The 22,151-nt window shown below is 71.4% G+C and carries 22 protein-coding genes; 10 read left to right on the top strand and 12 right to left on the bottom strand.

Annotated elements, in window-relative coordinates; translation table 11 throughout:
- Positions 1–77: 77 nt before the first annotated feature.
- From ACH0BZ_RS13365 to ACH0BZ_RS13345, 5 genes are all read left to right on the top strand, one after another.
- Positions 78–1,718: a hypothetical protein gene (locus tag ACH0BZ_RS13365; protein ID WP_406899013.1), complete on the top strand. Its 1,641-nt coding sequence runs from the start codon at positions 78–80 to the stop codon at positions 1,716–1,718.
- 45 nt (positions 1,719–1,763) lie between these two features.
- Positions 1,764–2,333 carry an RNA polymerase sigma factor SigM gene (gene sigM, locus ACH0BZ_RS13360; protein WP_406899012.1) on the top strand — a complete coding sequence of 190 codons (570 nt, stop codon included), beginning with the start codon at positions 1,764–1,766 and terminating at the stop codon, positions 2,331–2,333.
- A gap of 117 nt (positions 2,334–2,450) precedes the next feature.
- On the top strand, positions 2,451–3,452 hold the full coding sequence (trxB, locus tag ACH0BZ_RS13355; protein ID WP_406899011.1) for a thioredoxin-disulfide reductase: 1,002 nt from the start codon (positions 2,451–2,453) through the stop codon (positions 3,450–3,452).
- Between the two features lie 42 nt (positions 3,453–3,494).
- Positions 3,495–3,836: a thioredoxin gene (gene trxA, locus ACH0BZ_RS13350; protein ID WP_406899010.1), complete on the top strand. Its 342-nt coding sequence runs from the start codon at positions 3,495–3,497 to the stop codon at positions 3,834–3,836.
- 65 nt (positions 3,837–3,901) lie between these two features.
- On the top strand, positions 3,902–5,092 hold the full coding sequence (locus ACH0BZ_RS13345; RefSeq protein WP_406899008.1) for an N-acetylmuramoyl-L-alanine amidase: 1,191 nt from the start codon (positions 3,902–3,904) through the stop codon (positions 5,090–5,092).
- Here ACH0BZ_RS13345 and ACH0BZ_RS13340 read toward each other — a convergent pair.
- From ACH0BZ_RS13340 to ACH0BZ_RS13295, 10 genes are all read right to left on the bottom strand, one after another.
- Positions 5,061–5,768 carry a hypothetical protein gene (locus tag ACH0BZ_RS13340; protein ID WP_406899007.1) on the bottom strand — a complete coding sequence of 236 codons (708 nt, stop codon included), beginning with the start codon at positions 5,766–5,768 and terminating at the stop codon, positions 5,061–5,063. The two genes, ACH0BZ_RS13345 and ACH0BZ_RS13340, sit on opposite strands and share 32 nt — an antisense overlap.
- On the bottom strand, positions 5,765–6,859 hold the full coding sequence (locus ACH0BZ_RS13335) for a ParB/RepB/Spo0J family partition protein (RefSeq protein ID WP_406899006.1): 1,095 nt from the start codon (positions 6,857–6,859) through the stop codon (positions 5,765–5,767). Before ACH0BZ_RS13335 ends, ACH0BZ_RS13340 begins: the two co-directional genes overlap by 4 nt.
- Positions 6,860–6,861: 2 nt before the next feature.
- On the bottom strand, positions 6,862–7,761 hold the full coding sequence (locus ACH0BZ_RS13330) for a ParA family protein (RefSeq protein ID WP_406899005.1): 900 nt from the start codon (positions 7,759–7,761) through the stop codon (positions 6,862–6,864).
- Between the two features lie 115 nt (positions 7,762–7,876).
- Entirely contained in the window at positions 7,877–8,671 is a 795-nt protein-coding gene (gene rsmG, locus ACH0BZ_RS13325; RefSeq protein ID WP_406899004.1) for a 16S rRNA (guanine(527)-N(7))-methyltransferase RsmG, read from the bottom strand.
- Positions 8,672–8,803: 132 nt separating this feature from the next.
- A complete protein-coding gene (locus ACH0BZ_RS13320) occupies positions 8,804–9,295 on the bottom strand; it encodes a protein jag (RefSeq protein ID WP_406899002.1) in 492 nt (163 codons plus the stop codon).
- Positions 9,296–9,428: 133 nt separating this feature from the next.
- Complete coding sequence (yidC, locus tag ACH0BZ_RS13315) at positions 9,429–10,841, bottom strand: membrane protein insertase YidC (protein WP_406899000.1); 1,413 nt, start codon at positions 10,839–10,841, stop codon at positions 9,429–9,431.
- Between the two features lie 12 nt (positions 10,842–10,853).
- The gene (yidD, locus tag ACH0BZ_RS13310; protein ID WP_406898999.1) at positions 10,854–11,180 is read right to left on the bottom strand and encodes a membrane protein insertion efficiency factor YidD; all 327 of its coding nucleotides are present in this window, start codon (positions 11,178–11,180) and stop codon (positions 10,854–10,856) included.
- Positions 11,177–11,542 carry a ribonuclease P protein component gene (gene rnpA / locus ACH0BZ_RS13305; RefSeq protein WP_406898998.1) on the bottom strand — a complete coding sequence of 122 codons (366 nt, stop codon included), beginning with the start codon at positions 11,540–11,542 and terminating at the stop codon, positions 11,177–11,179. The genes yidD and rnpA overlap by 4 nt, the downstream gene beginning before the upstream one ends.
- 18 nt (positions 11,543–11,560) lie before the next feature.
- A complete protein-coding gene (rpmH, locus tag ACH0BZ_RS13300) occupies positions 11,561–11,704 on the bottom strand; it encodes a 50S ribosomal protein L34 (RefSeq protein ID WP_406898997.1) in 144 nt (47 codons plus the stop codon).
- Positions 11,705–11,878: 174 nt separating this feature from the next.
- A complete protein-coding gene (locus tag ACH0BZ_RS13295; RefSeq protein ID WP_406898996.1) occupies positions 11,879–12,085 on the bottom strand; it encodes a hypothetical protein in 207 nt (68 codons plus the stop codon).
- Positions 12,086–12,215: 130 nt separating this feature from the next.
- Between ACH0BZ_RS13295 and dnaA the strand changes: the two genes are divergently transcribed.
- From dnaA to gyrB, 5 genes are all read left to right on the top strand, one after another.
- On the top strand, positions 12,216–13,712 hold the full coding sequence (dnaA, locus tag ACH0BZ_RS13290; protein ID WP_406899036.1) for a chromosomal replication initiator protein DnaA: 1,497 nt from the start codon (positions 12,216–12,218) through the stop codon (positions 13,710–13,712).
- 500 nt (positions 13,713–14,212) lie between these two features.
- Positions 14,213–15,388, top strand: coding sequence for a DNA polymerase III subunit beta (gene dnaN, locus ACH0BZ_RS13285; protein ID WP_406898995.1), 1,176 nt, complete (start codon positions 14,213–14,215; stop codon positions 15,386–15,388).
- A 10-nt stretch (positions 15,389–15,398) separates the two neighbouring features.
- A complete protein-coding gene (gene recF, locus ACH0BZ_RS13280; protein WP_406898993.1) occupies positions 15,399–16,643 on the top strand; it encodes a DNA replication/repair protein RecF in 1,245 nt (414 codons plus the stop codon).
- Positions 16,640–17,194 (top strand): DciA family protein, encoded by a 555-nt coding sequence (locus ACH0BZ_RS13275; protein ID WP_406898991.1) that lies wholly within the window; start codon positions 16,640–16,642, stop codon positions 17,192–17,194. Before recF ends, ACH0BZ_RS13275 begins: the two co-directional genes overlap by 4 nt.
- Before the next feature lie 92 nt (positions 17,195–17,286).
- Positions 17,287–19,401 (top strand): DNA topoisomerase (ATP-hydrolyzing) subunit B, encoded by a 2,115-nt coding sequence (gene gyrB, locus ACH0BZ_RS13270; RefSeq protein ID WP_406898989.1) that lies wholly within the window; start codon positions 17,287–17,289, stop codon positions 19,399–19,401.
- An 88-nt stretch (positions 19,402–19,489) separates the two neighbouring features.
- Here gyrB and ACH0BZ_RS13265 read toward each other — a convergent pair whose 3' ends face one another.
- Positions 19,490–20,827 carry a lipase family protein gene (locus ACH0BZ_RS13265; protein WP_406898988.1) on the bottom strand — a complete coding sequence of 446 codons (1,338 nt, stop codon included), beginning with the start codon at positions 20,825–20,827 and terminating at the stop codon, positions 19,490–19,492.
- A gap of 53 nt (positions 20,828–20,880) precedes the next feature.
- Complete coding sequence (locus ACH0BZ_RS13260) at positions 20,881–22,038, bottom strand: 12-oxophytodienoate reductase (protein ID WP_406898987.1); 1,158 nt, start codon at positions 22,036–22,038, stop codon at positions 20,881–20,883.
- Positions 22,039–22,151: the final 113 nt, after the last annotated feature.

Below are 22,151 nucleotides of genomic sequence, written 5' to 3'. Positions count from 1 at the left end.
GCCCGGGGGGAACGTAGACTCGTCCGGGTAACGAGGGCCCGTCGCGCGACGGGCCAGGTCACCGAGGAGGACAGCGGGTGGGTGAGGCCAACGGCGACGGGCGGGGTGCCGCCGCCCCGCCGCCCCGGCTCGCGGCGGGCGGACTCGTCGCCGGCGGGCGCTACCTACTCCTCGAGCCCCACGGCGGCATGGCCGGCCAGGCCTTCTGGCGCGCACACGACAAGCGGCTGGACCGCGACGTCGCCCTGACCTTCGTCGACCCGCTGCCGGGGGAGGATCCGCCCGGCTCGGCCACCGGCGTCCTCGACCGCACCGTCGCGCTCACCGGTCTCTACTCCGACGGCCTCGCCCGGGTTCTCGACGTGATCCGCGGGCGGGCCGGCGGGATCGTCGTGAGCGAGTGGGTGCCGGGCCGCAGCCTCGCCGCGGCCGCGGCGGCGACGGGCGGCGACGCGATGGACCCCGACACCGCGGTGACCGCCGTGCGCCCCCTCGCCGACGCCGCGGCTCGCGCCGAGGAGAGGGGCCTCGTCCTGGCCCTGGACTCCCCGGACCGGATCCGCCTCACCGAGGACGGCCGCGCCCTGCTCGCCTTTGCCGGCGTCGGGGCGGCCGCCGACACCCGCGGCGACGTCCGCGGCCTGGGCGCCGTGCTGTACGCCCTGCTCACCGACACGTGGCCGCTCGAGCTCCCCCAGGGCTCCGACGCGCGCGAGACCACCGACCCGCGTCCCGCGCCGGCCCCCCGGGGAGACGACGACGAGGTCGCCGACCCCACCAGCGTGCGTTCCGGGGTCCCGCCCGAGGCCGCGGTCCTGGCGTTGCGCTCGCTCGACGGCACCTCGGTGAGCTCGGCCGCGACGGTCAGATCCATGGTCGACGCCGCCCCCGGCGCGCCGCTCGCGGCGCCGGCCTCCCGGCCCGCCCCCGGCCGCCCGTCGGCGGAGGACCGCGACACCGGCGACACCGCCGGCACCGCCTGGACCCCCGAGCCCTACACACCACCGGATGCCGCGACCCAGCAGCGCCGGTGGCGGATCATGGCCGGCACGGCCGCCGCCGCCGTCGTGGGCATCGCGCTGCTCTCAGCGTGGTTGCTCGGTGCGTTCTCCGACCCGACCGATGACCGTCCGCTACCCGCCCAGCTCGACGCCATCGAGCGCGCCGCCCAACAGAGCCGCTCGTCGGAGGCCGCCGCCACGGAGTCCCCCGTCGCCGACGCCGGCGGCGACACCGACCCCGGCGAGGCGCGCGAGGTGTCCACCCCGGTGGAGGTCGCCGACGCCGCGCCGTGGCAGCCCAGCTCGTCGCCCGGCACCGCCGAGAACGCCGCCTCCGCCGGCAACGTCATCGACGGCGACGCCTCCACCACCTGGTCGACGGACACGTACCGCGACCAGTTCGGCGACGGGCCGTCGGCCTACAAGCCGGGGCTGGGCCTCATGCTGACCCTCGACGAGGCCGCCGCGCCGCGCCGCGTGGTGGTGCGCTCCACCGACGACATCCGGTTCGAGATTCGCGCCGCCGACTCCGCCTCGCCCACTTCCCTCGACGACACCCGACGGCTGGCCCGGGGCACGGTCAGCGGAGGCTCGGGAACCGTGGACATCGACAACCCGGAGGAGTCCGAGTACCTCCTCGTGTGGATCACCCGGCTCGACTCCTCCGGCCCGCAGGCCTACCAGGCCACCGTCTCGGAGATCGTCCTGACCCGCTGAAGGTGACACCCCCACGGGCGCCGCCGGGGCGTTAGCGTGACACGCGTGACCACCACCGCGTTGACGTGCACCGACCGCAGCGACGTCGAGCTCCTCGACGCCCACGTGGCCGGGGATCCCGACGCGTTCGCCGCCCTCGTCCGCCGGCACTACGACTACCTGTGGCGCCTGGCCCTGCGCACCTCGTTCAACCGGGACGACGCCGCGGAGGCGCTGCAGGAGGCCCTGCTGTCCGCCTACCGCCGCGCCCACACCTTCCGGCACGCCTGCCCGGTCCGGGGTTGGCTGTACCGGATCGTCGTCAACGCCTGCCTCGACAAGATGCGCGCCCAGCGGCTGCGCACCCATTCCGAACTCACTCCGCTTCTGCACGAACAGGTCTCGCTGCGCGATCACTTCCATCAGGATCCGGCCTACGCGATCATCGTGGCCGAAGCTCTCACCGAACTGCCCACCGACCAGCGCGACGCCGTCGTCGTCGTCGACATGCTGCGCTGCAGCGTTGCCGAGGCCTCCCACCTGCTCAACATCCCCCCGGGCACCGTCAAGAGCCGCTGCGCGCGGGGCCGGGCCAAGCTCGCCGTCCTCCTGGCCGAGGTCTCCCTCACCCGCTAGCGGGGCCCGCGGCCTCGTGCGGCCGGGAACAACCCGGCGCCCCCGGGTGTTGACAACGTGGTGAACCGCCCCCGCGGCCACCCGCGACCCGACCGTCCACAAGGAGCTCCCGCCCGCATGGCCGACAACTTCGTCACCCTCTCCTCCGACAGCGAGCCCGCCGACGACGTCTCCGGCGCCCCGGCCTCCGACACAGTCCACGACGTCATCATCGTGGGATCCGGCCCCGCCGGGTACACCGCCGCGATCTACTCGGCCCGCGCCGAGCTCGCCCCGCTGGTCTTCGAGGGCTCCCAGTTCGGCGGCGCGCTCATGACCACCACCGACGTCGAGAACTTCCCCGGCTTCGCCGAGGGCATCCTGGGCCCGGACCTCATGATGCAGATGCGGGAGCAGGCCGAGCGGTTCGGCGCGGACCTGCGCATGGAGGACGTCACGTCGATCGACCTGCAGGGCGAGATCAAGGTGGTCCGGGTGGGCGACGAGGAGCACCGCGCCCGCGCGGTGATCCTCGCGATGGGCGCCGCCGCCCGCTACCTCGGCATCCCGGGCGAGCAGGAGTACCTCGGCCGCGGCGTGAGCGCCTGCGCCACCTGCGACGGCTTCTTCTTCAAGGACAAGCCCATCGTCGTGGTGGGCGGCGGCGACTCCGCCATGGAGGAGGCCACCTTCCTCACCAAGTTCGGCTCCTCGGTGACCATCGTCCACCGCCGCGAGGAGTTCCGCGCCTCGCGGATCATGCTCGAGCGCGCCAAGCAGAACCCCAAGATCTCGTTTGTCCTCAACGCCACCGTCGACGAGGTCCTCGCCGGCGAGAGCGGTTCGGTCGAGAAGCTGCGCCTGCGCGACACCGTCACCGATGAGACCCGCGAGATCGAGGCCTCCGCGTTGTTCGTGGCGATCGGCCACGACCCCCGCTCGGAACTCGTCCGCGACCAGGTGACCGTGGACGCCGAGGGCTACGTCGCGACCGTGGGGGAGACCACCGCCACATCGCTACCAGGCGTCTTCGCCTGCGGCGACCTCGTGGACCACCGCTACCGGCAGGCGATCACCGCCGCCGGCTCCGGCTGCTCCGCCTCGATCGACGCCGAGCGCTGGCTCGCCGAGCAGAACTGACCCCGGGGCACCCGCCCCGACCGACCCGAAAGGACCCGCCCCATGGCCGGTGACACCCCGAACATCGTCGACGTGACCGAGGCCGACTTCGCCGAGGCCGTCCTCGCCGCCAGCGGCAGCAAGCCCGTCCTCGTGGACTTCTGGGCCACCTGGTGCCGCCCGTGCACCATGATGGCGCCCGTCCTCGATGAGCTCGCCGGCGCGGAGGCCGACAAGCTCACCGTTGCCAAGGTGGACGTCGAGGCCAATCAGGAACTCGCCGCCGAATACCAGATCACCGCCATCCCTGCGCTGCTGCTGTTCTCCGAGGGTCAGCCGGTCAAGCGCATCACCGGCGCCAAGTCCAAGGCCGCTCTGCGCAAGGAACTCTCCGACGTTCTCTGAGCGGGCGTCCGCCGGTCCCAGGCGGTAAGTTCGTGACGGTACGCGCCGAGACGAAGGAGTGACCCATGGCATGGAGACGGGGTGATCGCGGGCCCGAGGTGGCAACGATCCGCGCCACGCTCGCGGGAATGGGCCTGCTCCACGCCATCGACTCGGTGGGCGTGACCGAGCCCGAGACCGGATCGTCCCTCGCCCGGACCGACGCCGTCTTCGACGCCGACCTCGAGACCGCCGTCCTCGCCTTCCAGCAGGCGCGCGGCCTCATCTCCGACGGCATCGTGGGCCCCGCCACACAGGCGGCGCTCCACGACGCGAGCCACGTCCTGGGCACCCGCGACCTGAGCTACATCGTCTCCAAGCCGATGGCCGGCGACGACGTGGCCCAGCTCCAGCGCCGCCTCGGCGAACTCGGCTTCTACACGAGCACCGTCGACGGCACCTTTGGCCCGCTCACCCACGCCGCCGTCGCCGACTTCCAGCGGGACTGCGCCCTCGACCCCGACGGCGTGGTGGGCGCCGAGACCCTGGCCACCCTGAGCCGCTTCTCCACGCTGTTCAAGGGCGGCGACGTGTCCTCGCTCGTCGAACGCGAGCGCGCCCGCTCCTCGGGCCCCATGCTCACCGGTAAGCGGATCATTCTGGACCCCGGGCCCAGCGGCTCGGAGAACCCCATCCGCATCGAGACCCCCTCCGGCACGGTCACCGACGCGGAACTGCTCTGGGACCTCACCCGCCGGCTGTCCGAGCGCATGAACCAGGCCGGGGTCGAGGTGTTCCTCTCGCGCCCCGAGGCCATGATTCCCACCGATCCCGAGCGGGCCGAAATCGCCAACGCCTTCAACGCCGACCTGCTCATCTCCCTGCGCCTGGACCGCCATCCCAACCCGCAAGGCAACGGGATCGCCACCTTCTACTTCGGCAACTCCCTCGGCGCGGAGTCCATGCTCGGCGAGGCGCTCTCGGGGTTCATCCAGCGCGAGATCGTCAAGCGGACACCGCTGCGCGACTGCCGCACGCACGGCCGGAGCTGGCCGCTGCTGCGCCTCACCCGGATGCCCTCGGTCCAGATCGCACTGGGCTACGCCCACAACCTCGGCGACCTCCGGATCCTCGGTGACCGCGCGATGCAGGACACGATCATCGACTCGATCCTCGTCGGGGTCAAGCGGCTCTACCTGCTCGACAAGGACGACCAGCCCACCGGCTCGCTCTCCGTCAACGACCTTATCGACTACGAGCAGCACCAGCGCGGCTGAGCCGGGGCCCCCGGCCCCGGGCCCGCATCCGGGCCGTCGCGCCGGAGAGCACCCCGATCTTCCGGCTGGGGAACCCGCGCTCGGCGAAGAGCTGATCCAGGGCCCGCTCGACGTCGGCCTTCCACAGGTGATCGGTCTCGATGTCCAACCGCAGCCGGGGATGGGTCTCGTGCTCGGCCACCACGGTGAACCCGTGCTCCACGAGGAACGCCGCGGAGGTCAGACATGCGCTCGCCCCACACCCGTCACGTGACGTAATCCCGCCTGGGTCCCCGTTCGTGAGTCCGAAGGTCTCCACGGCCTTGATCCCGCGCCCGCGCAGGTCCTCCACCACCGCGCCGAGGAGGGTGGTCCGGACCCCCGACGGCGCGTCGGGCTCCTCGTCGAGTCCGGCGAGGAGGACGGCGTCGGCCCCCACGGGGGAGGTGGGGAAGCAGGCCGCGCGGGGCACCATGCCCGGGGGAGCGTAGAAGGCTGCGCCCGCGGGCCGACCGGCTGCCTCGGCCACCTGCCCGCACACGCCCCACTCCAAGGCCACCCGGGAGATCCAGGCCTCCTTCTCGAACTCCGGGTCGCCCGGGACGCCGTCCCCTTCTGTCTGCCAGTAGACGCACCGCCGCGACCGCGCGCCGAGGCGGTTCACGGTGGACAGATCAAGGGGACGGACGAAGGTCATCGCGAGGTCCCGGCCGTCCCGCCCTCGAGGAGGGCCAGGACGCGACGGAGGTCGTCGTCGTCGCCCACGTCGATCGTGATCCGGCCCTTGCGGCGACCCATCGTCACCGCGACCGTCGTCTCCAACCGGTCGGAGAGCCGGCCGGCTGCTGCCTCCCACTCGGGGTTGCGCTCCCGGCCGGGCGTGGGTCGCCGCGTCTTCTCGGTGGTCTCGCTGCGGTCCTTGTTCGCGAGCGTGACGATCTCCTCCGTCGCGCGAACCGACAGTCCCTCTGCGACGATGCGCGCCGCGAGGTCGTCCTGCGCGGCCATCCCCGCCTCGAGACCGAGGAGTGCCCGCGCGTGGCCGGCCGAGAGGACGCCGGCGGCGACGCGGCGCTGCACGGCCGTGGGCAGCTGGAGGAGGCGGATGCTGTTGGTGATGGCCGGGCGCGACCGGCCGATGCGGGCCGCGAGTTCGGACTGGGTCACCTCGAACTCGTCGAGCAGCTGCTGGTACGCCGCCGCCTCCTCGAGGGGGTTGAGCTGGACGCGGTGGATGTTCTCGAGGAGCGCGTCACGGAGCAGGTCCTCGTCCTCGGTCTGCCGGACGATCGCGGGGATCGTCTCGAGCTCCGCGCGCTGGCTGGCCCGCCACCGACGCTCGCCCATGATGAGCTGATAGCGATGGTCGGGCATCTCCCGGACCACGATGGGCTGGAGAAGCCCGAACTCCTTGACCGAGTGGGCGAGCTCCGCGAGCGCCTCCTCGTCGAAATACGTCCGCGGCTGTTTGGGGTTGGGGTCGATGTCCGCCGGCGAGATCTCGCGGTACACGGCGCCCGGGTCCACGAGCTCCGAGGTTTCACGTGAAACATCGTCCGCGCTCTCCGCCGGCGTGCCGGTACGCGTGCCCCCTGGACGCGGGGGAGTACCGCCCGCCCTACGGGGCCGCGGCGGGGTGGTCCGCGGACCGTCTCCCCGGTCCTCGGTGCCGCGAGGACCCAGTATGAGGTCGGCCGCGTCGTCTCCGAGCCGCGGGCTCTGCTCCGGGGCCGTGGGGATGAGTGCGGCGAGGCCCCGACCGAGACCACCCTTGCGCTGCTGAGCCATCGTCACTCCTCCGTCTTCCCGGCTGTCGCGGATGAGGCGACGGCTCGGCTGTTGATCTCTCGCGCGGCGTCGAGGTAGGCCAGTGCCCCTCGCGAGCCGGCGTCGTACTGCAGGATCGTCATCCCGTAGCCGGGTGCCTCCGACACCTTGACACTCCGGGGGATGACCGTACGGAGGACGGTGTCCCCAAAGTGCTCGCGCACCTCGCCAGCCACCTGCTCCGCGAGCTTGGTCCGGCCGTCGTACATCGTGAGCATGATCGTCGAGATCTCGAGCTCCGGGTTGAGGTGCTGTTGCACCAGTTCCACGTTGCGCAACAACTGGCCCACGCCCTCGAGGGCGTAGTACTCGCACTGGATGGGGATGAGCACCTCGCGTGCCGCCACCATCGCGTTGACGGTGAGCAGGCCGAGCGACGGCGGGCAGTCGATAAAGACGTAGTCGATCCCCAGCGAGGCGAGGTCGTCCGGCACCAGCACTTCCGCGAGGCGGCGCTCGCGGTGGTCAAGGCCGACCAGCTCGATCTCCGATCCGGCGAGATCGATGGTCGCGGGGATGCAGAAGAGACGGTCCGCGTGGGGGCTCTGCTGCATGAGGTCGTCGACCGCCGTCTCCCACATGAGCAGCTCGTAGCTCGACGGGGTCCCCTCTCGGTGGTCAACGCCGAGCGCGGTGCTCGCGTTGCCCTGTGGGTCCATGTCGATCACGAGCACTCCCAGGCCACCCAGTGCGAGCGCGGCAGCGAGATTGACCGTAGACGTCGTCTTACCGACGCCGCCCTTCTGATTGGCGATCGTGATGATCCGCGTCCCATCCGGACGCGGGAGAAGGTAGGCGTTCCCGTGGAGAACCTCGTTCGCCTGTCGCGCGGCGGCGAAGATCGGGGTCTCGTCGTCGGTCATCCGTCACCTCTCGACTGCTGGACAGAGCTACGCGGCCCGGGAGGGCCCCGGGGTCTTCAACGCAATGGTCAGTGTTTCACGTGAAACGGACATCGTCGTCCCCGCTACCGGGAGTTCACCGTCGACCGCGGCGCCGCGACCCCGTGCGCGAGCCGCGGCCTCCCATCCTATCCCCGGACCGCACCCCGGTGAGAGTCGCGATCACCAGTCGGGTCTCCTCGGCGTCAGGCGCCGTCACCACCTCAACGCGGGCGTCAGTGAAGCCGAGGCGGGTGAGCGTCGCGGAGTCCCGCGCCACCTCCTGCTCGGCGGAGATCCCCTTGAGCGCGACCATCCGACCACCCTCCCGGAGCAGGGGGGCAGACCAACCGGCGAGGCGCTCGAGCGGGGCCACGGCGCGGGACGTCACGACGTCCGCACCGCCGAGGTCGGCCCGCACCGCCTTCTCCTCCGCTCGGCCCCGGACAACACGCACCTCGAGCCCGAGATCTGCGATCACCTCTTCGAGAAAAGTCACCCGCCGCAGCAGCGGCTCGACGAGCGTCACGATGAGGTCCGGTCGGGCGAGCGCCAGCGGGATGCCGGGGAGCCCCGCACCGCTCCCGATGTCGACCACGGTCTCGCCGTCACCGATCCCGGCCCGGGCGGCGGCGCAGTTGAGGACGTGCCGGTCCCACAACCGGGGCCGCTCGCGGGGGCCCATGAGCCCGCGTTCGATACCCGCGCCGGCAAGCCACCCGACGTACCGCTCAGCGACACCGAGTCGCTCGCCGAACACCTCTCGAGCGCCGGCGGGGGCCGGCGGGACTTCGAGGCCGGACGCTTCGCCCCGGGTCGTTCCGCTGGCGTCACGTGTCGTTTCGGTCCGTGAGTCCTCGGTCATGGGGATGCCGTCCTTTCCGGCGCTCATCGGCCGCCAGGTTTCACGTGAAACACGCCCCGAATTACACGCCTGTCATTCGCGGGCCCTACACGCCGCAGGGGTGAGGGCGCGTCGCCCTCACCCCTGCTCGCGTCAGTCCGGATCCACCGGACCCGGTCCTCAGTCCTCCGGCAGAACCACCACGCGGCGGTTCGGTTCCGCCCCGGTAGAGTCCGACCGCACGCCCTCGATCTCCGCGATCGCATCGTGCACGATCTTCCGCTCGAACGGCGTCATCGGCTCCAGCTCCTCGGACTCGCCAGACTGGAGAACCCGCTGGGCGGCAACCCGTCCTGCGTCCGTGAGTGCCTCCCGCTTGGCGGCGCGCCACCCCGCGATATCCAGCATCAATCGGCTGCGGTCGCCGAGCTCCTGCTGCACCGCGAGACGGGTGAGCTCCTGGATCGCGTCGAGCACCTCGCCGTCGGAACCCACGAGCTGATCGAGGTCGTCGCCCCCATCGATGCTCACGATCGCCCGGTCGCCCTCGACGTCAAGGTCGATGTCGCCGTCGAAGTCCAGGATGTCCAGCAGCTGCTCGAGGTAATCGCCGGCGACCTCGCCCTCCTCGACGAGCCGCTCCTCGGACACCTCGACGTTCCTTCTGGACATGAACCCGCCTCCGTCACTTCTGCCGATCGTCGCCTCCGCGGCACCGATGTTCTCACACGAGTATGCGACAAGGTCCCCGGCGCCGGGGCACCGGGGACCACGTCGAGTGGACGACCTCTCGTCCGGGCGGGCGTCACCGCTTCTTCTTCTTGCCCTTACCCTTGCCGCCGCCCTTCTTCTGGGCGGGCCGGCTGCGTTGGCGGCCCGAACCCTGCGGCCGCTGCCCCGGCCGGGGCGTCGCCCCCGGCGCCGGGCCCGCGGAAGAGGGCGACGGGGTCCCGGGAGACGGGGTCGCGGGGAACGACGTGGCCGCAGCATCTGATCCCGACGACGAGGTGTCCGCCGCCCCGGCGGTCGGCTTCGCACCGGGTGCGCCCTTCTCCGCGTCCGCCGAGGCGGCCTTCCGGTTCTTGGAGCGGTTGCGCTTGCGGCGACCGGCCGGTGCCGACGGCTCGTCGGTCGTCTCCGAGCTCCCGCCCGGTCGGCCCTCCACCGTCGACGGAGTGACCTCGTCGTCGGCGCCCTCGGACATCACACCCTCGGTGGCAGGGGCCACCGCCACCGCCCCCCGGGAACCGGTGCCGCGGCCCTTCTTGGGGTTGGCCGGCTTGACTCCGACCTTGGGCGCCAGCGACTCCTGGTAGGCGCGGCGCTCCCGCGCCGCCTCGTTGTCCTCCTTGGCCATCTGCTCGAACAGGAAGTACTGCTGCCCGAGCGTCCACAGGTTGTTGGTGACCATGTACACGAGGATCGCCAGGGGCCAGAACGCACCGGTGACCAGGATGCCGATGGGAAAGGCCCACAACATGAGCTGGTTCATGATCTTGGCCTGCGGGTTGGCGGCCGCCTCGGCCGACTGCCGCGACAGGGAGATCCGCGCATTGAGGTGGGTGGTGACGGCGGAAATGATCATGAGCGGGATCGCGACCACCCAGATGTGCCAGCGCTCGAAGTCGATCGCCATCCCGGGCGCGACGAAGGCCTGGAACTGCTCCTCGGCCTGCGAGATGAAGGACGAGAGCGGCGCCCCGAACAGTCGCGCGTCGAGGAAGCTCTGTACCTCGTCGGCGTTGAACACGTAGTTGCCCGTGTTCCGGGTCTCCTCGGCCGTCATGCCGAGCTGACCGAACGCCTCGCCCATACGGTTGAACGACCGCAGCACGTGGAACAGGCCGAGGAACACCGGGATCTGGATGAACATCGGCAGGCAGCCGAGGACCGGGTTGAAGCCCTCCTGCTTCTGCAGCTTGCGGGTCTCCATCGCGAGCTTCTCGCGGTCGTTCTTGTACCGCTTCTGCAGCGCCTTCATCTTGGGCTGCATCTCCTGCATCTTGCGGGAGAACCGGATCTGCTTGGCCGCCGGCCAGAACAGGATGACGCGCAGCGTCACCACGAGGAAGATCACCGAGAGCGCCCAGATCACGCCGTTGGAGTCCGGGGACCGGACCCAGGGGAGCAGGCCGCCGAGAAAGGCGAAGATCTTGTGCCAGAACCAGAGGATCCCGGAGATCGGGTAGTAGACCAGGGGATCGGTGATGAACGACATGGGTGGTGGGTCCTAGAGTCGGTCGGTCGGGTCGGTCACGGGAGGGTCCACCGTGGGGGAGTCCTCCGAGGGGGGCGCCGGGACGGGGACCGAGCGGGCACGCGGCTCCGGGACGGGGTCCCAGCCGCCGCGCGTCCACGGACCACACCTGAGCAGACGCCACACCGCGAGCCAGGTCCCGTGCCACGCGCCGTGCGCCCGGACGGCGCCGACGGCGTACGCGCTGCACGTGGGCTCGAAGCGGCAGCTCGGCGGGGTGAGCGGCGAGATGCCCTTCTGATAGAAGTCCAACATCCACAGCAGGATGCGGGCGATGGGCCCCGGTCGATCCTCGGTCACGACGCCTCCTCCCGCAGCCGGGACCGGACCGCGGCCAGCCCCGAACGCAGATCCCGCTCCAGCTCTCCGCGCGACGCCGAGACGGCCGCGGGGGTGGCGCGGATGACCACCATGAGATCCGGTTCCACCTCGTCGAGGAGCCCGGCAGCCAGGTGGCGGAGCCGGCGGCTGACGCGGTGCCGGGTGACGGAGTCCCCCACGGCCTTGCTCACGACCAGCCCGAAACGCGGACCGCCCACGCGGACGTCCGAGGAGTCCACGTGGGCGTGTACGACCATGGTGCGGCGGCCCTTCCTGGCACCCCGGCGCACCACCGCCGCGAAGTCAGCGGAGCGGTGGAGCCGGTGCGAACCGGGAAGCACCCGCCACCCCGGCCCGGATCAGGCCGTCAGCGAGGAGCGGCCCTTACGGCGACGCGCGGCGACGATGCCGCGTCCTGCGCGGGTCCGCATGCGCAGGCGGAAACCGTGCACCTTGGCACGACGACGGTTGTTGGGCTGGTAGGTCCGCTTACCCTTGGCCATGGCTGGCTCCTCTACGTGATGTCGGCGCCGGCGGGGCGCCCGTTCGAGTTCCGACGTCGCCGGGTGCCGCACCCGGGCGGCACCACGACGCGCCGCACGCCTCACGGGCGCACGACAGACTGTTCAAGATTACGCGTACCCGCTGCTCCCGACCAAACCGTGCCGTCTCACCGGTCACAACGGCACCAGTTCGCAGGCCACCGCGACACGCGCCCGGCGCGGATCCTTGACAACCGCTCTCCAGTTGATCTTGAGGGTTGCCCGTGCGTTCACGATGTTGTTACCGTCTTCCATCATCGGCTCGTGACCGGGCCGTCGCACGTGCCCGTCCACCGAGGACCACACAACGCGCACCACCACCCGGACCCGGGTGGGGGTCACGCATCCACACCTGTGGACAAGTGTGTGGATACCGTGGTGGACCGGGTGACGAGCCTGTGGATAGAGTGCCCATGCCCGTGTGATCGTCCGACGAGAGGAGACCCCCACCGTGTCTCCCGACCTCGAACACGTGTGGGGTTCCGTCCTCGACTCGCTCACCGATCCCTCCCGGGCGGACGACGACAATCCCGTCCTCACCCGGCAGCAGCAGGCCTGGTTGCGGCTGGTCCAGCCCATCGCCGTGGTCAACGGGTTCGCGATGCTCGCGGCGCCGTCGGCGTTCGCCCGCGACAACATCGAGTCGGTCCTCCGCGGACCCATCACGCGCGCGCTCAGTTCCCAGCTCGGCGAGCCCGTGGACCTCGCGGTCAAGGTCGACACCTCGCTCGCCGGCGGGCCGCCGGACGACACCGACCGGGTCGACGGCGAGGAGCACCCCCGCGTCGACGGTGCGCAGATCCACCGGCCCGATCCTGATCAGGACGCCGAGCCCGCCACGCCGCGTCCGCCGCGGATGACCGAGGAGCAGCTCGCCGCCGAGCGGCTGCTGCGCGGAACCGACCGCGACGAGGCGCTTTCCGCGGCGACGGCCCCCGGGCTCAACGAGCGCTACACGTTCAGCGGGTTCGTCCAGGGCAACTCCAACCGCTTCGCCCGCGCCGCCGCGCTCGCGGTGGCCGAGGCGCCGGCCCGCGCCTACAACCCACTGTTCATCTGGGGTGAATCCGGGCTCGGCAAGACCCACCTGCTCCACGCGATCGGGCACTACTCGTTGCGGATGTACTCGGACCAGAAGGTCAAGTACGTCTCCACCGAGGAGTTCACCAACGACTTCATCAACTCCGTCCGCGACGGCCGCCAGAACCTGTTCAAGAAGCGGTACCGCGAGGCGGACATCTTGCTGGTGGACGACATCCAGTTCCTCATCGGCAAGGAGCAGGTGCAGGAGGAGTTCTTCCACACCTTCAACACGATCCATAACGCGCAGAAGCAGATCGTCATCTCCTCCGACCGGCCGCCCAAGCAGCTGCAGCCCCTCGAGGAGCGCCTGCGCACGCGGTTCGAGTGGGGACTGATCACGGACATCCAGCCGCCGGAGCTCGAGACGCGAATCGCGATCCTCGACAAGAAGGCCAAGTCCGAGGGCTACGTGGTACCCCGCGAGGTGCTCGAGCTCATCGCGACGCGCGTGCAGCGCAACATCCGCGAGCTCGAGGGCGCGCTCATCCGCGTGGTGGCGTTCGCCTCGCTCAACGGGCACGAGATCGACGTCCCGCTCGCCGAGGTGGTGCTGCGGGACGTGGTCTCCGACGACGACTCGCTGCAGATCTCCGCCGCCACGATCATGGCGGTCACGGCCGAGTTCTTCGCCACGAGCATCGACGAGCTCTGCGGGACGTCCAAGACCCGGTCGCTCTCCCGCGCCCGCCAGATCGCCATGTATCTCTGCCGCGAGCTCACGGACCTCTCCCTGCCCAAGATCGGCGTCACCTTCGGCGGCAAGGACCACACCACGGTCATGTACGCCCAGAAGAAGATCCTCAAGGAGATCAAGGACGACCGCCGGACGTACGACCAGATCCAGGAACTCACCGCCCGGATCAAGGAGCGCTCGCGGTCCCTGTGACCCCCACCCCACGACCCGCCCACGCGCGGGCCGTCTTTCTTCTGCGACCCGACCGCAACGCAACTGTGATCCCGTTCACACCGTTCGTCACATCCTTCACAGGTGTGGACAACTCTGTGGAATCCTGTGGACGGACGGTGGACCGACGGTGGACACTGTTGTGTCATTCCCCCGACCCCCACCCGCGGCCCACAGGATCCCTCAGCGGCGTCCACATCAGCACATGAAGGCAGACCTGCACCGACAGGCGTCGGCTCACAATTTCACAGGACCTACTACTACTTCTTTTCTCTCTTTGGAGTTCTTGTAAGAAGTAGGGATGTGGAGCGGCGAGTCAGCTTGACCGGGTTACCGGAGTCCGTGACCCCGGAGTCCGACCGAACCGTTACCCTCGTGAGGACACCCGCCGCTCGCCGGCGCGCGTCCTGACACGACAGCCGTCATCAGACCACCCGTCCAGGTACCGAACCAGGTACCCGCCCGCCTGAAAGAGGTCACCGATGGAGATCACGGATCCGACGTTCCGCGTCACCCGCGAGGACTTCGCCGACTCCGTGGCCTGGGTGGCCCGCACGCTGCCCTCGCGGCCGTCAGTGCCGATCCTCGGCGGCGTCCTGCTCGAGGCCGACTCCGGCCTGACGATCTCGGGATTCGACTACGAGACCTCGGCCCAGGTCTCCGTCCCCGCCGAGGTGTCCGAGCCGGGCACGACCCTGGTCTCCGGCAGACTGCTCGCCGACATCGCCCGCGCATTGCCGGACCGGCCCGTCGAGGTGAGCGTGACCGCGCAGAAGATGCACATCACGTGCGGCTCGGCGAAGTTCACCCTGCCGACCATGCCGGTCGAGGACTACCCGCAGCTGCCGACCATGCCCGGGACCACCGGCACCGCCGCGGTCGACGCGTTCTCCGAGGCCGTGGCGCAGGTCGCCGTGGCCGCCGGCAAGGACGACACCCTGCCGATGCTCACCGGCATCCGCATGGAGATCGAGGGCCCGCGGGTCACGCTCATCGCCACCGACCGGTTCCGCCTGGCCATCCGCGAGTTCGACTGGGAGCCTGCGCGCGAGGACGTCGCCGTCGAGGTGCTGGTCCCGGCCAAGGCGCTCTCCGAGGTGAGCCGCTCCTCCGGCCACGGTGGCCGCGTCGACCTCAGCCTCGGCGCCGGCTCGGAGGTCGGGGCCGAGGGCATCCTCGGCGTGCTCGTGTCCGGGCAGCGCACCACCACGCGGCTGCTCGACGCGGAGTTCCCCAAGGTCCGCCAGCTCCTGCCGCCGCAGCACACGTCGATGGCCGTGGTCGAGGTCGACTCGCTGGTCCAGGCCATCAAGCGCGTCGCGTTGGTCGCGGACCGCGGCGTCCAGGTGCGTCTCGCGTTCTCCGACGGCGAGCTCGCGCTCTCGGCCGGCGGGGACGACGCGGCCCAGGCCAACGAGACCCTCCCCGTGGAGTTCGTGGGTGAGGACCTCACGATCGCCTTCAACCCCGGTTACCTGCTCGACGGCCTGTCGAGCATCCACTCCCCACGCGTGGCGTTCGGGTTCACCCAGCCCAGCCGCCCCGCCGTGCTCCGGCCCGCGCCGGAGGCCCTGCCCACGCCGGCCGAGGACGGGACCCTGGCGCCGGTGGAGTCCGACCACACCTATCTGCTCATGCCCGTGCGCCTGCCGGGCTGATCCGGCACGAATGCACCTGCGTCACCTGCGGCTCCTCGATTTCCGGTCCTGGCCCCTGCTGGAACTGGACCTCGCGCCCGGGGTCACCACCCTCGTGGGGCGCAACGGGCACGGAAAGACCAACGTCCTCGAGGCGATCGGCCTGCTCGCGACGCTCGGTTCGCACCGGGTCGCGCAGGACGCGCCCATGATCCGCACCGGGGCCGAGACCGCGCTCGTGGGCGCACTTGCCCACAACGCCGGCCGCGAGCTCACCGTGGAACTCGCGCTCAACGCCGGCAAGGCCAACCGGGCCCGGCTCAACACCTCTCCGTGTCGCCGCCAGTCCGACATCCTCGGCGTGGTGCAGTCGGTGCTCTTCGCCCCCGAGGACCTGGCGCTCGTCCGTGGAGAACCCGGCGAACGTCGGCGCCTGCTCGACGACCTGCAGATCCAGCGCCGCCCCGCGCACGGCGCGGACCTCACTGCCTACACCTCGGTCCTGCGCCAGCGGTCGGCGCTGCTCAAGTCGGCCTCCGTCGCGCTGCGGCGGGGTCGGGGCGACGAGGCGCGGGCCGCGCTGGACACGCTCGACGTGTGGGACGGCCGGCTCGCGCAGCACGGGGCCCGGATCGTCGCGGGGCGGGTGGCACTCCTGTCGGATCTGCGCCCCCTCGTCGTCGAGGCCTACCACCACCTCGCGCCGGAGTCCCGCCCGGCGGGCCTCGCCTACGTGTTCCGCGTCGCCGACCCGCCCCCCGAGGCCGAGCTCGCCGACCCCGGACTGGTCGAGGCCCTGCTGCTCGCGGAACTCGCCCGCCGGCGGGAGGACGAGATCGACCGGGGCCTGTCCCTGGTCGGTCCCCACCGGGACGACCTCACCCTGAACCTCGGCGACGAACCCGCCAAGGGCTTCGCGAGCCACGGCGAGACGTGGTCGTTCGCACTCGCGCTGCGCCTCGGCTCGCTGGAGCTGTTTCGCGCCGACGGCCTCGAACCGGTGCTTCTGCTCGACGACGTGTTCGCCGAACTCGACCGTCACCGGCGGGCCGCGCTCGCCGAGGTGGCCTCCGGCGTGGAGCAGGTGCTGGTCACTGCAGCCGTCGGCGAGGACGTGCCCGACGCGCTCCGGGGAGTGCGTCACGACGTCGTCATGACGGGGGAGGGCGCCGATCGACAGTCGGGCATCACGGCGTCACGAGCCGGTGACGACGCCGCCACGACAGGCCGGGCCGAGCCGGACCCGGGCCGCGCCGCCCAGGAGGAGAAGCCGTGACAGACATCCCGGGACAGGGGTCCGTAACACCGTCCGGCCAGCCGCAACGTGGTTATGACGTCGCTCGGCAGGCGCTCGAGGAGGCCCGCGCCCGCGCCCGGGCCGAGGGCAAACAGGTGGGCCGGGGGCGGGCGCGGCCCGTGGGCACGGGCAACCGCCTGCGTAAGCGGGGCTGGACCGGGGCCGGCGCCGACCCCTGGGATCCGCAGCCGCTCGGGCGGCTCATGGGGCAGGTCGCCAAGCGCAGGGGCTGGGAGGACAACGTCACGACCGGCCGGCTCTTCGCGCAGTGGGGCACGATCGTCGGCGAGGACGTGGCCGCGCACGCCACTCCGGAACGCCTCGAGGACGGCGTGCTCCACGTCCGGGCGTCGAGCACGGCGTGGGCCACCCAACTGCGGCTCATGTCGGCGGACATCCTCCGTCGGATCGCCGCCGCCATGGGGCCGAACCGTGTGCGTCGACTGCGGATCGAGGGGCCGGCCGGGCCGAGCTGGCGCAAGGGTCCGCTCCACGTGCGCGGCCGCGGGCCGCGGGACACCTACGGCTGATCGGGCGCCACCGCGAGGCGGAGGCCGCTCCGAGCCGTCGCCGCAGGTAGACTGGCCGGGTCCCAGATCCCCGAGACGCGAGGAGTTCGCACGTGGCGGACGCCGGCAAGAGCAAGGCCAGCAAGAAGAAGGACTACGGTGCGTCCTCCATCACCGTCCTCGAGGGGCTCGAGGCCGTCCGGATGCGTCCGGGCATGTACATCGGCTCCACCGGTCCGCGCGGCCTGCACCACCTGATCTGGGAAGTCGTCGACAACTCGGTCGACGAGGCGATGGCCGGCCACGCCACCGGCGTCAAGGTGACGATGCTGGAGGACGGCGGTATCGAGGTGATCGACGACGGCCGCGGCATCCCGGTGGAGATGCACGAGCAGGGCATGCCCACTGTGCAGGTGGTCATGACCCAGCTTCACGCGGGCGGCAAATTCGACTCGGACTCCTACGCCGTGTCCGGCGGCCTCCACGGCGTCGGCATCTCGGTGGTCAACGCCCTGTCGACGCGGGTCGAGGTGGAGATCAAGCGCGACGGGCGCCTGTGGAAGCAGGACTTCGACCGCGCCGTCCCCGCGGAGCTCGTCGATGCCGGCCCGGCCGAGGGCACCGGTACCAAGGTCCGCTTCTGGGCGGACCCGGAGATCTTCGAGACCGTGGAGTACGACTTCGACGTGGTGGCGCGCCGTCTGCAGGAGATGGCGTTCCTCAACAAGGGCCTGACCATCACGCTCACCGACCGCCGCCCGGCGGCAGAGGAGGCCGCCGAGCTCGAGGCGATCGCGGACAGCGAGGGCACGAGCGGCGCCGACGCCGCGCCCGGCTCCGACGAGGGCTCGGACCACGAGCACGCGGTCGATGCCGAGGCCACCTTCGCCGAGGGGGCCGGCGACACGGAGGCCGCGCCGGCGGCGCCCGTCCGCGAGCGCAAGCGCACCTTTCACTACCCCGAGGGGCTCAAGGACTACGTCACGGCGATCAACAAGTCGAAGACCGCCATCCACCCCACGATCCTGTACTTCGACGGAAAGGGCACCGGCCACGAGGTCGAGGTCGCGATGCAGTGGAACTCCGGCTACTCGGAGTCCGTCCACACCTTCGCCAACACCATCAACACCCACGAGGGCGGCACCCACGAGGAGGGTTTCCGCGCGGCGCTGACCTCCCTGGTCAACAAGTACGCGCGCGACAAGAAGCTGCTCAAGGAGAAGGACCCCAACCTCACGGGCGACGACATCCGCGAGGGACTCGCCGCCGTGATCTCGGCGAAGATCGCCGACCCCCAGTTCGAGGGCCAGACCAAGACCAAGCTCGGCAACACCGAAGTCAAGGGCTTCGTCCAGCGGCAGGTGACCGACCACGTCGGCCACTGGTTCGAGGCCAACCCGGCCGAGGCCAAGACCATCGTCAACAAGGCGATCGCCTCGAGCCAGGCGCGGGTGGCCGCCCGGAAGGCGCGCGAGATGGTGCGCCGCAAGTCCGCCACGGACATCGGCGGCCTGCCGGGCAAGCTCGCCGACTGCCGGTCCAACGACCCCGCCAAGTCCGAGTTGTACATCGTCGAGGGCGACTCCGCCGGCGGCTCGGCCAAGTCGGGCCGCGACTCGATGTTCCAGGCGATCCTGCCGCTGCGCGGCAAGATCATCAACGTCGAGAAGTCGCGCATCGACAAGGTCCTCAAGAACGCCGAGGTCCAGGCCATCATCACGGCCCTGGGCACCGGCATCCACGAGGAGTTCGACATCTCCAAGCTGCGCTACCACAAGATCGTGCTCATGGCCGACGCCGACGTGGACGGCCAGCACATCGCGACCCTGTTGCTCACGCTCCTGTTCCGGTTCATGAAGCCGCTGGTGGAGAACGGCTACGTCTACCTGGCGCAGCCGCCGCTCTACAAGCTCAAGTGGGGCAAGGGCGAGCCGGACTTCGCGTACTCGGACCGCGAGCGCGACGAGCTGCTCAAGATCGGCCTGGAGAACAAGCGCAAGATCAACGTCGACGACGGCATCCAGCGCTACAAGGGCCTCGGCGAGATGAACCCCAAGGAGCTGTGGGAGACCACCATGGACCCGACGGTCCGCACGCTCCGCCAGGTGACGCTCGAGGACGCGGCCGCCGCCGATGAGCTGTTCTCCATCCTCATGGGCGAGGACGTGGACGCGCGCCGCAGCTTCATCACCCGCAACGCCCGCGACGTCCGCTTCCTCGACGTCTGACCCCCGAAATCGGCGACTCCGCCGCTGTGTCCGCGATCCCCTCAGGGGCTGCCGATCCGGCAGCGGAGTCGCCGATGGCGGGGCAGGGTTAGAGGCGACCGCAGTCGTTGCGCGGGGGCACGCCGGCGAGGCGGTCGTGGACGAACTGCACGGCCAGCGGGAAGTTGGTCACGGCTGCCGCGGCGTGGGTCACGCCGCGCACCGGCGGGGTGGTCTCGTGGTGGAACTGCACGTCGACGCCCTGGCCGCACCAGTCGCGGCCGAGCTGCTCGATCTGGCCGAGCGGGATGGTGTCGTCGTGGATCCCGCCCGCGAGCAGCACGGGGACGTCGGGCCGTCGGGCACCGATGCGCTGGTGGTCGAGGACCGCGAGGGCGTCCGGCTCGGAGACGATGAGGTCCCCCAGCCGCTCGCCGCTGCGGGTCCACTCGGCGGTGGTGTGGTCGCCGTAGCGGCTGCGCAGGTCGAGGGTGCAGAGCTTGGCGGTGTCGGTGAGGGCCGCGCGCCCGGCGTCGTTGATGTTGCGCTCGATCACCCCGGCCAGCGAGGGGTAGCGCAGGCTCATGCCGTTGATGGAGTAGGCGATGGCGCCGGTGAGGGTGCTGCCGTCGATGTGGCGGAGTACGGCGAGCAGGTCGGCCGGCGGGGCGGAGGCGTAGGCGCCGCGCAGGTCCAGCTCGGGCGCGTATTCCGGGGCGAGCTCGGCCGCGGCCGCGGAGGCGCCGCCGCCCTGCGAGTGCCCCCAGAACACCATGGGGGCGACGCCGCCGGTGAGCGCGTTGGCGGCGCGGGCGCCGTCGAGCATGGCGTGGGCCTGCTCGACGCGGTCGGCGTAGGTGTGCGTCCCCGGGGTGCCGAGGCCGATGTAGTCCACCACCATGACGCGATGCCCCTGGCCGGCGAGCGCCAGCGCGAAGGCCTGCTCGTACGACGGGGCGGGCCCGCCGGTGTGCGGGTTGGTCCCCACGCCGGACTCGAGGTTGCGCGAGGGGGCGCACGGGTCGCCCTGGCCCTGGGTGCCGGGCCCGAGCACGACCGTCGGCCGCGGTCCGGGGCCGTGCCACGGGGCGGTGGAGTCGTATAGGGCGCCGGAGGTGGCGACGGGCTGGCCGTGCACGTCGGTGGACTGGTAGATGACGCGCTGGGCGCGGGCGGGGAGCGGTGACGGCACCTCGGGCAGCCCGGGGACGGTGACGGCGAGGGGGAGGCTCGCCGGCTCCGCGCGCAGGACCTCGCCGGGTGCCCCGACGGGCAGGTCGCGCGTGTCATAGAAGCTCCCGGGCAGGTCGAACACCTCGGCGTCCGCCACCCCCGCCTCGGGTGGGGCCGGCAGGGCGGCGGCGGGGGTCGGGAGGCCCAGCCCCAGGGTCAGGGCCGCGGTGAGGGCGAGGAGGGGACGACGACGAGGGGTTCGCGTGGACACCATGTCGGGATGTTACCCAGGTCACACTTGCGTCGACCGGGGAATCACCGCTCGGGTCAGTTGCGCAGCGACGTGACGTACCCGGGGTCCTTGAGGTGCATCCGGCCCACGGCGAGCAGGTCGAACTCGCCGCGGCCCACCGCCGCGGCGGCGAGGTGGATGTTCTCGCCCGAGCCGGCGTCGGCGGCCTTACGTCCCTCGCGGGCCTCACGCAGGGTGGTGGCCACGCCCACGCCGCCGACGCCCACCGCGAACGCGCCGGTGAGCCGCTTGGCCCAGCCGGCGAGGCTCAGCTCGCCGTCGGTGCCGGGCAGGTCCGGAAAGGCGGGGGCGTCGAAGCGCCGGGCGGAGGCGTCGAGCACGTCGGCGCCGGCCGCGACGAGCGCACCGAGGTACACGCCGAGCTCGTCGGGCGTCCGCGCCTTGAGCGCCGTGTAGTCCTGCTGGGTGTGTTGGGAGAAGCGGTAGAACAGCGGCCGGTCCCCGCCGATCGCTGCGCGCACCCGGCGCACGGCCTCGGCGGCGAACCCGGCGCGCGCGGCCAGGTCGCCACCCCAGCGGTCGGTGCGCCGATTGGTCTCGGACCAGACAAAGGCGTCGGGCAGGTACCCGTGGCCGCCGTGGATCTCGACGCCGTCGAACCCGGCCTCCACCGCGAGCGCCGCCGAGTGGGCGTAGGCGTCCAGGCAGTCGGAGATCTCCCGGTCCGACATGGGATCGATCGGCTCCAGCCAGCGGGCCACCTCGTCGTCGGGATAGGTGGTGACCCCCTTGTGGCCCCACAGGCCGGAGGGGCGCATCGGGCGGACGGCGTCGAGCGCGGCGCGGTGCTCCGGGTCCCACATCGCGTTGGCGCCCCAGAGTGGGCCGACGTGCCAGAGCTGCGCGACGATCGGCGCGCCGGCGGCGTGGACGGCGTCGACGACGACCCGCCAGGCGTCCATGGCCCCGGGCCCGTCGAGCCGGGGGATCGCGCTGTGGTCCACGGACGCCGGGTGGTCGATGCCGATGCCCTCGGTGACGACGAGCCCGGTCCCGCCGGCGGCGCGCGAGCGGTAGTGCTCGAGGACCGTCTCGCCGGGGCGAGCGCCGGGGGAGGTCATCTGCGTCATGGGCGACATGAGCACGCGGTTGGCCAGCTCCGTCCCGCGGATTCGCAGGGGCTCGAAGAGGGGGGCGAGGTCGGCACGAACGCCCGACGAGGATTCGGTCATTCCCCATTCGTACCCGCACCCGGTGTCGGGTCGGAGTAATCGGGGCCGGGCCGCGTGCCCGGCGGTCCCGTTTCCGCAGGACCTATAGACTGTCCCGGTCGGACCGCTGCCCC

Origin of the sequence: Dietzia sp. 179-F 9C3 NHS (assembly GCF_045369825.1) — a bacterium.
Lineage (GTDB): Bacteria > Actinomycetota > Actinomycetes > Mycobacteriales > Mycobacteriaceae > Dietzia.
Note: the sequence above shows the minus strand (reverse complement) of the source record. Positions and strands in the feature narration are given on the sequence as shown.